Source organism: Maribacter sp. UBA3344 (assembly GCF_002362375.1).
GTDB lineage: Bacteria > Bacteroidota > Bacteroidia > Flavobacteriales > Flavobacteriaceae > Maribacter > Maribacter dokdonensis.
In genome coordinates, this window is record NZ_DERI01000028.1 from 44,627 (window position 1) to 57,681 (window position 13,055).

At 37.1% G+C, this 13,055-nt stretch carries 10 protein-coding genes; 4 read left to right on the forward strand and 6 right to left on the reverse strand.

The features are described 5' to 3' along the window. Positions 1-58: 58 nt before the first annotated feature. From B2Z27_RS16865 to B2Z27_RS16875, 3 genes are read right to left on the reverse strand one after another with little or no spacing between them, the layout of a single operon-like run. Entirely contained in the window at positions 59-253 is a 195-nt protein-coding gene (locus B2Z27_RS16865; protein WP_036150676.1) for a hypothetical protein, read from the reverse strand. A gap of 8 nt (positions 254-261) precedes the next feature. Then, positions 262-609, reverse strand: coding sequence for a hypothetical protein (locus B2Z27_RS16870; RefSeq protein WP_058104647.1), 348 nt, complete (start codon positions 607-609; stop codon positions 262-264). Beyond that, complete coding sequence (locus B2Z27_RS16875; protein ID WP_058104646.1) at positions 610-942, reverse strand: YtxH domain-containing protein; 333 nt, start codon at positions 940-942, stop codon at positions 610-612. It lies immediately after the preceding gene. Positions 943-1,141: 199 nt separating this feature from the next. Here B2Z27_RS16875 and B2Z27_RS16880 point away from each other — a divergent pair, with 199 nt between their 5' ends. Genes B2Z27_RS16880 through B2Z27_RS16895 form a run of 4 tightly spaced genes read left to right on the forward strand, consistent with a single transcriptional unit; the run spans position 1,142 to position 7,722 of the window. Further along, positions 1,142-2,503 (forward strand): NAD-dependent succinate-semialdehyde dehydrogenase, encoded by a 1,362-nt coding sequence (locus tag B2Z27_RS16880; RefSeq protein ID WP_286814535.1) that lies wholly within the window; start codon positions 1,142-1,144, stop codon positions 2,501-2,503. Between the two features lie 4 nt (positions 2,504-2,507). Beyond that, a complete protein-coding gene (locus B2Z27_RS16885) occupies positions 2,508-2,678 on the forward strand; it encodes a hypothetical protein (RefSeq protein WP_156894544.1) in 171 nt (56 codons plus the stop codon). A gap of 37 nt (positions 2,679-2,715) precedes the next feature. Then, positions 2,716-6,456 (forward strand): hypothetical protein, encoded by a 3,741-nt coding sequence (locus B2Z27_RS16890; protein ID WP_286814537.1) that lies wholly within the window; start codon positions 2,716-2,718, stop codon positions 6,454-6,456. A gap of 54 nt (positions 6,457-6,510) precedes the next feature. Beyond that, a complete protein-coding gene (locus tag B2Z27_RS16895; RefSeq protein WP_286814538.1) occupies positions 6,511-7,722 on the forward strand; it encodes a Pycsar system effector family protein in 1,212 nt (403 codons plus the stop codon). A gap of 49 nt (positions 7,723-7,771) precedes the next feature. Here B2Z27_RS16895 and B2Z27_RS16900 read toward each other — a convergent pair whose 3' ends face one another. From B2Z27_RS16900 to B2Z27_RS16910, 3 genes are all read right to left on the reverse strand, one after another. Next, positions 7,772-7,897: a hypothetical protein gene (locus tag B2Z27_RS16900; RefSeq protein ID WP_286814539.1), complete on the reverse strand. Its 126-nt coding sequence runs from the start codon at positions 7,895-7,897 to the stop codon at positions 7,772-7,774. Between the two features lie 141 nt (positions 7,898-8,038). Continuing rightward, positions 8,039-9,475, reverse strand: coding sequence for a rubredoxin (locus B2Z27_RS16905; protein ID WP_286814541.1), 1,437 nt, complete (start codon positions 9,473-9,475; stop codon positions 8,039-8,041). Positions 9,476-9,487: 12 nt separating this feature from the next. Further along, positions 9,488-13,018 (reverse strand): nitrate reductase, encoded by a 3,531-nt coding sequence (locus tag B2Z27_RS16910; RefSeq protein WP_286814542.1) that lies wholly within the window; start codon positions 13,016-13,018, stop codon positions 9,488-9,490. Between the last annotated feature and the right edge of the window lie 37 nt (positions 13,019-13,055).

Consider the following 13,055-nt stretch of genomic DNA (forward strand, 5'->3'; position numbering starts at 1 on the left):
AAAAAAGCACCTCATTTAATGAGGTGCTTTTTTTATGCTTTTCAAATGGTTATATATTTTATTTGACCACTTTACGTACCAAATAAAGCATTCCAAATTTTTTGGCAGCGGAGATTGCAGTGGAAACCCAGTTGTACGGACTCAAATCTTGTTTTACGTCATTCTTTATGCCCTTAAGTTCTTCTAAAGCAATTTCACGCTCTAATTTCAAGCGCTTTAAATGAAACTCTACTTCCTCAAAATTTTTATACATAGCTCTATTTAATTAAAGAATTTGACCGACAGCTTTTTCACCAACAGATTATCAATTTTGCTCCTAAATAAATAGGCCAATATCAATAAAAGGATAAAGAAAGCACCGGCAATTAGACATGCGCCTACCATACTATCAATGATTTTTGCCAAATACACAACACCGGCAACCGTAATAAAAACAAGTGCCATAAAACCAAGACCACCAAATACAGCTGTTTTCAGCAGCATACCAGTGGTCATAGTTAATTGTTGAAACACTTTTAGCCTGTAGTATTCTTGGGTTTTTTTATAATAAACCTCTCCTACATCAATAGCTTTATTAGACGTTTCGTTAAGTGAATCAATTACTCCCATTTATACTGTTTTCTGCAGTTTCTTATTTTTGGTCTTCAACTCGGCCAATTTTTTCTCCAATGTTGAAATAACATCTTCGGTTTTATAACTTATATCAGAAACCAAAGATTCTACCCTGGTATCTAAAGTCTCTCTTTCATCAGACATTTTTGATACTACTCTGTTCTTTAGATCTAAAGCACTTTCTGTAAAATTATCTCTTGTAGATGCTGCTTGATCTGCAATTAATCTTCTTGTATTCTCACCCTTATCCGGTGCATAAAGAATTCCTAAGGCTGCACCAATGGCAGAACCTGCAATAATTGCTAATAATGTATTTCCACTATTGTTCATATTTTAAATTTTAGATTAAACGTTTCTTTTATTCAATAATAGCGGTCTAGCTATCATCTTCAACAAAGATCTTTAATACCTATACAATTACTTAACTCAAAACCTTATAATATTGACCGTAACAATACCTAACTTAAAGGGTTAAGAATAATATGGAACGAATTAATACACACAACCCCTTACACCTAAATTTGCCGTTATGAAAGATTACGATTTAAAAAACCCATACACTGGCGATACTATAGCTACTTATACTTTAGATGATAGTAAGTCTATACATTCTAAGTTGAAGAAAGCATTGGAAATCCAAACTTCATGGGCCAACATGGAAATTGAAGATAGATGTCAACTGTTGACCAATGTCGCCGAGTTGCTTATAGAACGTAAAGAGGAATACGCAAAGCTAATGACCCAAGAAATGGGCAAGCCGATATCACAAGGCGTTGCCGAAATTGAAAAGTGCGCTTGGGTCTGTGATTTTTATGCTTTAAATGCCGAAGACCTTTTAGCCGATGAACTTATTGATACGGATGCAGATGAAAGTTTTATTAGTCATGATCCCTTAGGATGCATTTTAGCGGTTATGCCCTGGAATTATCCATTTTGGCAAGTGTTAAGGTTTGCGGCACCTACATTGACCGCTGGTAACACCGCTTTATTGAAACATGCAAAAAACGTTACGGGATGTTCTCTGGCCATAGAGCAATTGTTTTTAGATGCCGGATATCCAGAAGGGTGTTTTCAAAGTATAAAATCAGGTCATGAAGAAATAGAAAAACTTATTGCCCACGAAGGTATTAAGGCCGTCACCCTCACCGGCAGTGAGAAAGCAGGTAGGTCTATTGCCCGTACAGCAGGTGAAAATCTTAAAAAATCTGTCCTGGAACTTGGTGGGAACAATGCATGTATTATATGGGAAGATGCTGATCTGGACCAATACATATCAACAATGGCCACTGCACGTATGCAGAATACGGGACAAAGTTGTATTGCCGCAAAAAGGTTCATTGTATGTGCTGATATTTATGATGACTTCATAGAAAAGTTCACCGCAGAAATTAAATCTTTTAAAACAGGTGACCCAATGGATAAAGATACTTTTATCGGTGTTATGGCGCGGGAAGATTTGGCTGAAGAACTTCAAAAACAAGTACAGAATTCCATTGATATGGGTGCAGAAGTTATTCTTGGCAATGAAATAAATGGCGCTTATTTTTCACCTACCATACTTACCAATGTCACCAAAGAAATGCCAGTGTTCAAAGAAGAAACTTTTGGTCCTGTAGCTGCTATTACCAAAGTGGCAAATAGAGAAGAGGCAATACAATTAGCGACCAATTCTAGATTTGGACTGGGTAGTATGTTATTTACCCAAGATATAGATAGTGCCATGGATATGATATCACAAATTCCAGATGGAGCATTCTTTATCAATGACATGGTGAAATCTGACCCTAGATTACCATTTGGAGGTACAAAAGCTTCCGGTTATGGTAGAGAACTGTCTAGGGAAGGCATATTGGAATTCGTTAACAAAAAAACAGTATACATTAAAAAATAAAAACATGAAAGAGAATACAAAAGAGACAAAGTTCGTAAAAGAACCCGAAGAAGAAACCAGGGAATTTATCCTTCAGAAAAACAAAAAAACAAAACTGGGCGTAACCATTTTAATATCATTTTTGGTCATTCTCATAATTGGGATCATTGTTTCAAACGTGTTTTTTACCAATTAAAAAAACCTCTTAGACCAGTATCAACTTAAACATTTATATGACCAACCCACCATACCATTCTTGGGTAAATTATTTGACCGTAAAACCTTTTAGTATTCTAATTGCTTTACTGTTTATATCTTCTTGCGCAACATACAAAGAGCAAAGCAATATTCACAGTGACTCAACTGTGGAAAATACTAATGATATTACCCATACCTTCTACATTGCAGGCGGTCTGGGCAACGCATCTTCGGTACCTAACAATGCACTTTTACAGCGCTTTAAAGAAGAACTAGATCTAGCTACAGAAAATAGTACGTTGGTCTTTACGGGTGATAATATATCTCCCGAGACCAATAATTGGCTGATCGATAGCCTTTTTATTCAACAACAGTTAGATCTTTCATCTAATTTTAAGGGAGAAACCATATTCTTGCCTGGTAACAACGAATGGAAAAGTTATAAGCTAAACAAGATAGAAAAAGTAGAAAACTATCTGAAGGATATTGAACGACAAAACACTGCAGTACTTCCAAATAATGGTTGCCCTATAGAACACAAGGTCATAAATGACGACCTTGATCTTATTTTAGTGGATTCTAAATGGTTTGTATCCAACTGGTCCAGAGTTGAAGACATTAACAAAAAGTGCTCTGATATTATTACCCGTAGACGATTTATGGAGGAGTTGGAAGGGTACATAGGCGATGGTCAAGGCAAGAATATTGTCATAGCTATGCATCACCCCGTATTTACCAACGGTACCTACGCTGGTAAAACAACGGTTAAAGATCACGCTACACCGCTACCGTTAGTGGGTACTATTAAAAATGCCGTGATGGACTTGGGTGCGTTTGATCCTGAACATGTAAATTCCAGAAGATATAATTATCTACGTATTGCAGTAAGTGCCTTGGCACAGGCCAATGATAGAATTACCTTGATTTCCGGTCATGAAGAAAGTCTGCAATTATTGGAAGGTGGTGGCATTCACCAAATAGTAAGTGGCTCTTTAGGAGAAAAAAGTGCGGCCAAACTAACAGCTGGTAGAATTACCGCCATAGGTGGTTCTATTGATTATCATGGTGAATATGTGTATGGCGAGCGTGGCTTTGCAAGGCTAGACTATTTTAAAGATGGTAGTTCTAAAGTAACGTTTGTTTCTGAAAACGATCTTTCATCTAGCAAGACCTTTAATGTCCTTTCTAAAAAAGAACCTGAAAAAGAATTTGATCAATTTACGGCAAATGGTAAGGAAATAGAAGAGACCAATATCTTAGACGACCCAAAGGATTACAATAAAAGTGGATTTTATAAATTTTTGTGGGGAGAGCGTTATCGTAACTATTATGGTCAGCCTGTAGAAGCCCCCATAGTTCAATTAGACACCCTTTACGGAGGTCTTTCGGTTGTTAAAGAAGGAGGCGGACACCAATCTTTCTCCCTTCGTTTAGAAGATGCAAACGGCAAACAATATGCCATGCGATCATTAAAGAAAAGCGCGCTTAAGTTTTTAAAATTCAAGCTTCCGGGCATATCGTATAATACGCAAGATTATCAAGATACTTGGGCAGAAAAAGCAATTTCAGATTTCTTTACTACTGCCCACCCATACATGCAGCTGGTCATTAATCCTTTAGCTAAATCCGTAGGAATAAACCATTCTGATACAGATTTGTTTTATGTTCCAAAGCAAGACAGCCTTAAACAGTTCAATGAAAACTATGGTGATGAGTTATATTATATAGAGCGTAGACCGTCTGAAGAACAAGCACATTATAAGGGCTATAGAAGAACGATCCATGAAAATTCCGGTGAAGTGGTAGACTATGAAAGTACTACTGATATGTTAGAAAAAATAAAGAGCGATGAGTCTTATGGGGTAGATGAAAAGAGCTTTATTAGAGCTAGAATTTTCGATATGCTTATTGGCGATTGGGACCGCCACCAAGATCAATGGAGGTGGATCGAATATGAAAGTCCGGATGGTGAGAAAGAGTTTATGCCCGTTCCAAGAGATAGGGACAATGCATTCCCAAGGTTCGATGGCAAAGTAATCCCTTTTGTACAGTGGTTTGTTCCCGGTACAAGAAATTGGGAAACCTATGATGAGGATGTAGATAATGTAAAATGGCTGAACCTTTCCGGTAACAGATTAGATAGAACATTGGCCACTAGTTATGGACCAGAGGCATGGGTAGAAGAGGCAAGAGCCATACAAGATGGAATGACGGCAGAGGTTATAGAAAAAGCCTTTAAACGTTTGCCCATGGCGGTGCAAGATGAAACTTCAGAATATATTAAGCAAAGTTTAAAACAACGACTAGAAACATTGCCCAAAACCGCTGAAGCGTATGCAAATTACCTTAATAAAATTGTAGCCGTACTCGGTACCGAAAAAGACGACATCTTTACCATGACCAGAATGAAAAATGGTGAAACCAAGGTTGTAGTAAAACGTATTTTAAGTGATGAAAAAAATGAATTGGTCTACTCAAGAACATTCAATGATAGTTTAACGAAAGAAGTCTGGATCTATGGTTTAGGTGATGATGATGTTTTTGTTGTTGAAGGTGAAGAAAACCCTAAAACCAAATTAAGAATAATTGGAGGTTATGGTGACGATACTTACACCATAGGCAATAAGAAAAAAGTAAAATTGTACGATTGGGAACATGAAAAGATTGATATTCAAGATCAAAAACCTAAAACCCTATTAACCGATAATTATAAGACGAACACTTTTCATTTTAGATATTTTGAGCCTAATACCAATGTATTGGTGCCCACATTAGGGTTTAGAACGGACGATGGTTTTTTTCTAGGAGCATCAAACACCTATACCCAAAAAGGAATAGATGGCAATTCATTTAGACAACAGCATAGCATTAGTGCCAATTACTACTTTAATTTTAAAGCTGCTGAACTGTCTTACTCTGGTATTTACGGAAGTGTTTTCCCCGGATGGAATTTTGAAACAAGTGCCTACTTTGCCAATGATCGTTATGTAAAGAACTTTTTTGGCTTTGGTAACGAAACTGTAAACAATGAAGATGCCCTTGATAGAGATTATTATAGAGGCAGAATTAGAATGTTCAAGGCAAGTGCCGGTTTAGCATATTACAGCCTTCGTATCAGAGGGTTATTTGAGTCGTTTAAGGTAGATGACAACCCAAACAGATTGTTCAATAGTAACAATCTTAATAATGAAATATTTGAAACCCAAAACTACGGAGGACTAGAATTGACAGGGGAATATGATCGTGATGACGCAGGTGATTTTCCATCAAAAGCAATTTACTTTGGCTTCTCCGCTGGTTATAAAATGAATATCGCCAATAATGACAACAAGTTTGGTTATGCTTCTTTGAAAGTAGGTTTTGACCATAAATTAGAACATAAAGGAAACCTTGTATTTAGTACTACTGCGGAATACAAAGGACTTTTTGATTACAATGATGTATATTTTTACCATACACCCTCTATTGGTGGTGGTAACGGACTTAGAGGATTTAGGGATGAACGTTTTACCGGCAAGTCTTATTTCTACCAATCTTCAGATCTTAAACTAAAACTAAAGCGTTACATCACCGCTGTATCTCCTGTGACCATTGGTATGTATGGTGGGTTTGATTATGGTAGGGTATGGATGCCCAATGAAAGTTCAAATGTTTGGCATACTTCCCAAGGCGGCGGTTTTTGGATCAGCAGCTTAAAGGCACTTACGTTTAATATTGGGTATTTTAATTCTAAGGAAAGTAATCTTATTCAGGTTGGTTTTGGAATATCCATTTAACATAAGCAGATAATTTTTGTACATTTCTAAAGTATTATCTTTTTCATTAAACTTATGTCTACAATAGTTTCAAAAGCCGAAGTATTTGCCACAGATCTCTTGACCGGCAATATTGACCCAAGATTTTTATATCATAATCTTAGGCACACCCAACGTGTTGTAGAGAGTACTAAAGAATTGATCGAAGGAGAGAATATTTCAGACGAAGAAAGTGAACAATTATTAGTTGCCGCTTGGTTTCATGATCTGGGCTACACAAAATCTTATACCGATCACGAAGAGCAAAGTTGCCTATTGGTAAAAGATTTCTTGGCAGAATATAAAATTTCCGTTTCCTTCTCTGAAGTTGTTTGTAGCCTTATTATGGCCACTAAAAAAAATTACGAGCCAGTAAACGAATTAGAGAAAATAATTCGCGATGCAGACTCATCACACTTTCATATTAAAAATTTTGTTGCATCTACAGAGCTTTTACGTGAAGAACTCGCCCTTATTGGCAAACAAAGCTTTACAACGGCAGATTGGCGCGAAGAGAATATAAAATTCTTACTTACCAATCATCGCTTTTATACAGATTATGCCATAAATAATTGGCAAAAGGGAAAAGATAAAAATATTAAGAGGCTCATTAAAGCGAGAAAAAAGCACAAAGAGCTCGTAAAAAAAGAAAGTTTAAAAGCTAAGTTCAAAGGAGAACTGCCAGATAGGGGAATACAGACATTGTATAGAGTTACGTTACAAAATCATTTAAAACTTAGTGACATTGCAGACACCAAGGCAAACATCCTATTGTCCGTAAATGCCATTATCATATCTATGGCGCTCGCTAATTTGGTGCCCAAATTAGACAACCCCACAAACGATTATTTATTCTACCCTACCTTTTTGTTCATCATTTTTAGTGTAGTTTCTATGGTAATGTCCATTATTGCCACAAAACCTAACGTAACCACTGGACAGTTTACAGAAGAAGAGGTTACCACCAAAAAAGTCAATTTATTGTTCTTCGGTAATTTTCACAAAATGAAACTAGAGCAGTACAATTGGGCTATGAAAGAACTTATAAAGGACAAGGATTATATATATAGTTCTCTAACAAAAGACCTATATTTTCTGGGTGTGGTCCTGGAAAGAAAGTATCGCATTCTAAGATGGACATATACCATTTTTATGATAGGTATGGTATTATCTGTAATCGTGTTCGGTATTGCTTTAAAATTCTACGGACCAGACCGCATACTTGAACTTCCTGTAATGCAACCATAGTAGAAAAGTGGTAAGGCTGATTACGGTGTTTTTTCAATAACTGTAAAGTTTAAATACCAAAAGCCATAAACAGTACACATAACAGAATACCGATAACGGCAATTACAATAGTGAACTTTAATGCTTTGGCCAATACCGGTTCTTTACGGCTTTCATTTACATTTACCCTGGTCATGAGTGTTGGTTTATTTAGAATAATACCACAAAATTATGGCTTCACGTTTTTAAGTTTTAACTCCAAAAGCGAATTTATTACCTCCATTAAATATACACTAACTTATTGAATATAGGGCAACTAGAAAACCATATAGTATTATTAGCCCATTTGTATCATGGCTTCCTTAAACTTTGATTTAGGAGCGGAGCAGACCGGGCACTCATATGCCTCACTTATATCTTGAAATTTTGTGCCTGCAACTATATTGAAATCTTCATCTCCAAAAGATTCATCATATACCGTAAAGCAATCTTGACATTGATATAACTGCTGTTTAGTTTCAACCACCTCAACATCTGTAGTTTTTTCCAAATCGTCAACTTGCCCTAGTTGGTCAAAATACATCTTACTCAACTCCATTAACAGACCGGGCAGTTCTATTTTATCAATATCTTGGGCGTAGGTAATATACTTTTGACTATTGGGATCAAAATGTTCAAAATGTAGCACATTGTACGTTGGGCGAACTTCAAACTCTTTAACAATGGTGGGCAAGCTGTTCTTTTCAATAATCACCGAGGCAAAGTGCGAACGCTTACCCACTTCATTGCTTATACCAAAAGTAAGACCGTAGGTACTAATATCATTTTGATCAAAACTTCTGACCAAATATTTTTTAAGCTCAAGGGCTTCACCGTCATCAATTGGTACGTGCCAGTTCATCTCTAACTGAGAGTGCCTAACATTAATTCCCCTTTTGCCCAAAAACCTTTCAAGTTCTGGTCTACTTGATTTTTTAATTCCTTTTACCACGAAAGATTTCCAGGGTGTAATACAGATTTTACCAATACTATTATCTAAACAAAAACCACAGAACGCCTTTAAAAACGATAGGTCATATTTATTATTTCTCCAGTACAGTCCCAACCAATAAAGATCGGTACCCAACCGGTTCATACCCTCATAGTACGGGAAGGTCTGAAAAGGAACCTTTAATTCCTTTTCCATGGTTTTATTGTTCGTCTCCAAGTTTTTGTTCATTACAAAGAACAACTCATCTATATCTGAAATGTCTTCATGAATTTCCTCTATTTGCTTTGAAATGGAATTTATATCCCAACTATAAATTAAAACCGGATAAAAAGCAGATGATTTCCAGTGTGGAAGTTTAATGTTTAAATACCAATAATCTTCTTGATCAGATGCTATAAAATTGAGATTGCCACTAAAAATAGGCACTAGCCTTTGTTTAGGATCGGTAATATTGATTTTGAGTTTTGGTAAAAAATCAAAACCTTCTAAAATATATAAATACGTAGATCCCTTTAACCAATGGGTCATGTCAAAAATATCTGCAGATACGTAAGAGCTTACAATATTCTGATACGATCTATTGGCAATGATATCAGTATTAAATTTTGAAATACTTTCCAATTGCTCTTCTTTGGCATCTTTCAACGGAAATAAAATATCTTGTCTAGAACCAAAGTTAACACTGGTAAGACCGGCAGACTCTAGCATGGTAATAATATCCTTTAATTCACCCGGGGAAGTAACCCCTCCCTTGATCAATATTCTATGCAGATCATCGTTCATAATGTCCTATTTTTAATTAGCCAATACCAGCTGTTTTTGTAATAACTCCTTAATCTCTGGCTTACAGCTACCACAGCCTAAACCTGCACCTGTTTCTGAGCATAATTTGTTGAACTCGGAGCATCCGCCATTAATGGCATCAATAACATTGCCCTCGCCCACTTGACTACAGGAACAGACCAACTTGCCCTTTAACGGAACAGAGGTAGAAGCGCCACGCAACAGCTCATCCCGCTTTTCAGAGAGTTCAATTTCCTCTTCTATGAGCCTTTTAAATTCTGCAAATTCATTTTTATCGCCCATTAAAATGGCTCCTTTAAGCGTATCATCTTTTACGATACATTTCTTGTAAAAGCGCTTGCTGACATCCATTAAAATAATTTCTTCATACGATGGATCCCCTAACGGTGAGTTGACCATGCCAATGCTGCAGAGATCTAAATTTTCGAACTTTAAAATATTCATTAAAACAGAGCCGTTGTAAATACTGCTGAAATCGCCAAGAATAAAATTTGCTGCAATATCAGCTTGTTGTTCAGCTGCCGAGGTAATTCCGAACAACGAATTTTTGTATTCCGCTATTTCCCCGAGTGCAAAAATAGAAGGGTCGCTACTTTGTAAGTATGAATTTACAACGACTCCCCTTCGGGTATGAACCCCAGTCTGTTTTGCCAATTCTATATTGGGCCTAGTACCAATGGCATACACAATGGCATTACATTGAATGGTTCTACCTGTTTTTAGATTTACTAAAAGACTATGTTTTTGGCCCTTATCCTCAAAAACGGTACTTACCTCATTATCAAAATAGAGGTTTATGCCACGTTCCATCACATCTTCCGCTAACAGCCTACTTGCAACACTATCCAATTGACGTTCCATTAAACGCGGTGCCCTTTGAATAATGCTAATGTTGATGTTGATCTTTTTCAATGCCGCTGCAAGCTCCAAACCTAAAAGTCCGCCACCTACAATGACCACATTCTGATCTTTTGCCTTTAGACCGGTTTCCGCTAAATATTTTCTAAGCTTATCGGCATCGCCTCTTTCACGCATGGTGAAGCGACCAGGTAATTTTATTTGAACATCACTAGGGATAAATGCCCTACTACCCGTTGCCATAATAAGCAGATCATAAGAATGCACTTTCCCCAAAGAATCTAAAATCGTCTTTTCATCTGCATTGATATTGTCAATACAAATACCGGAATGCAAGGTGACATCTAACTTTTGCAACTCACCTTCCTTCAATTTTTCCAAAGCTTCCCAAGAAAGTTCATCACTAACATATTCCGGTAGTAGAACCCTATTATAAAAAGGGTCTTTTTCCTTTGAAAACACATGAAGTTCATCTTCTGTATTTTTTTCTCTGTAAGATTGTATGAAACGATATGCAGCGGCACCGGCACCTACGACTACTACCTTCTGCTTCTTTTTGACAAATTTGGAGACCTCAACCGCACAGTATTTAAAATCCGGCTCTTTAGATATTGGGTCTACCAAATCGTTGGTCAGGTTATTTGCCCTACCAAAATCATTGTTCAATACTTTACCCCAATGCATTGGTAAAAAAACTACCGATTCTCTTATATCATAGTTGAGCTGTACCTTCACCTGTACCTGCCCACGTCTGCTTTTGACCACTGCAATATCTCCATCCTTAATTTTTCTTAAGTAGGCATCTACAGCATTCATTTCTAAATAAGGTTGTGGAATATGGGTCAATAACCTCTTAACCTTACCGGTCTTGGTACGTGTATGCCACTGATCGCGTACCCTACCTGAATTTAATATTAATGGATATTCGTTATCCGTTTCCTCAGATTTATTATAAAGCGTTGAAGGGGCATTAAAATGTGCCTTTTTGTCATTGGTAAAGAACTTACGATCTGTAAATAACCTTGGTGTTCCCTTATGTGTTTTGTGCGGTACGGGCCATTGAAAACTACCTTCATTCTTCAATCGATCATAAGACAGACCAGATATATCTATCTCCGTGCCTTTGGTAAGCAAACAATGCTCATCATAGACCTCACTACTATTTGCATAATCAAATCCTGTATAGCCCATTGCTTGTGCAAAACGCCAAATAATCTCTGCATCTGGCAAGGCCTCTCCTGGCGCATCTATTACTTTTGGCAGATAACTAATTCTTCTTTCAGAATTGGTCATGGTACCTTCTTTTTCTAACCAACCTGCAGCAGGTAGTAGTAAATCTGCAAATTTAGTCGTCTCCGAGTTATGTGATATGTCTTGTACCACCACGAATTTTGCCTTTTTCAATGCTCTTTCTACCTTTTTTACATTGGGCATACTAACTGCAGGATTGGTACAGATGATCCAAATGGCCTTTAGTTTTCCTTCATCCAAGGCATCGAACATTTCTGTAGCGGTATACCCTGGTTCTGCCTGAATTTCTCCACCTCCCCAAAAGTCGGACACTTCTTTTCTATGCTTAGGGTTGCCCAAGTTTTTATGGGCTGCCAATAAACTGGCCATACCACCAACTTCTCTACCCCCCATGGCATTTGGTTGCCCTGTCAATGAAAACGGACCAGAACCAGGTTTTCCTATTTGACCTGTTAATAACGATAGGTTTAATAACGAGACATTTTTAGCAACACCTATAACACTTTGGTTCAGCCCCATGGTCCACATACTAATGAACTTTTTGGCATTGCCAATATACTCTGCCGCTTTACGTATATCCGCTACTGGAATACCACATTTTTTAGCCGCCTCTTTGAGCGTTAGTGTATAAGCCATTTCTTTACACGCTTCAAAATTTGCAGTGTGTTTTTTAATAAAGGCAACATCTATTTTTCTTTTATCTATTAATCTACGCGCAATGGCATTAAATAAAATTACATCGGTACCCGGTAAAATCTGCAAATGTAAATCTGCCCCTGCACAGGTTTGGGTTTTTCTAGGATCTACGACAATTACTTTAACCTGCGGATTTTCTTCTTTATGCTTTTCCAATCTTCTATATAAAATAGGATGGCACCAAGCCGGATTTGCTCCTGCTATTAAAAAACAATCTGCCAATTCTATATCCTCATAACAAATTGGAACGGAGTCTTCCCCTAAAGTTTTCTTATATCCTACTACGGCAGAACTCATGCACAGTCTAGAATTGGTATCTATATTATTTGTGCCTATAAAACCTTTGGTCAATTTGTTTATTAGATAGTATTCTTCTGTTAGGCATTGGCCTGACACATAAAATCCTACACTATCTGGACCGTGTTTTGCAATGATACTCTTAAAAACCGCCGCAGCACGTTCAAAGGCGGCATCCCAAGAAACACGTTGTAAAGGATGATTTCTACTCCATTTCATTTCTGGATACAAAATACGATCTGTTGTATCTTGCGCTACGTAGTTTAGATTTCGTCCTTTGGTACAAAGCATACCTTTATTAGATGGGTAATCTGGATTACCATCTACACTTATTGTTCCTTTTGCATCAACGTCTACCAACATACCACAGCCTACACCGCAATAAGAACATATTGTTTTATGAGTTTTAGTACTATTCATTTTACCAGAGATAAAGAATGGTTTAGAAGTATACTGC

Bases quoted from the DNA above. Each gene is read 5' to 3' on its own strand.
- B2Z27_RS16895 (WP_286814538.1), top strand. From the start codon at position 6,511: ATGTCTACAATAGTTTCAAAAGCCGAAGTATTTGCCACAGATCTCTTG.
- B2Z27_RS16890 (WP_286814537.1), top strand. From the start codon at position 2,716: ATGACCAACCCACCATACCATTCTTGGGTAAATTATTTGACCGTAAAA.
- B2Z27_RS16880 (WP_286814535.1), top strand. From the start codon at position 1,142: ATGAAAGATTACGATTTAAAAAACCCATACACTGGCGATACTATAGCT.
- B2Z27_RS16900 (WP_286814539.1), bottom strand. From the start codon at position 7,897: ATGACCAGGGTAAATGTAAATGAAAGCCGTAAAGAACCGGTATTGGCC.
- B2Z27_RS16870 (WP_058104647.1), bottom strand. From the start codon at position 609: ATGGGAGTAATTGATTCACTTAACGAAACGTCTAATAAAGCTATTGAT.
- B2Z27_RS16885 (WP_156894544.1), top strand. From the start codon at position 2,508: ATGAAAGAGAATACAAAAGAGACAAAGTTCGTAAAAGAACCCGAAGAA.
- B2Z27_RS16905 (WP_286814541.1), bottom strand. From the start codon at position 9,475: ATGAACGATGATCTGCATAGAATATTGATCAAGGGAGGGGTTACTTCC.
- B2Z27_RS16875 (WP_058104646.1), bottom strand. From the start codon at position 942: ATGAACAATAGTGGAAATACATTATTAGCAATTATTGCAGGTTCTGCC.
- B2Z27_RS16910 (WP_286814542.1), bottom strand. From the start codon at position 13,018: ATGAATAGTACTAAAACTCATAAAACAATATGTTCTTATTGCGGTGTA.
- B2Z27_RS16865 (WP_036150676.1), bottom strand. From the start codon at position 253: ATGTATAAAAATTTTGAGGAAGTAGAGTTTCATTTAAAGCGCTTGAAA.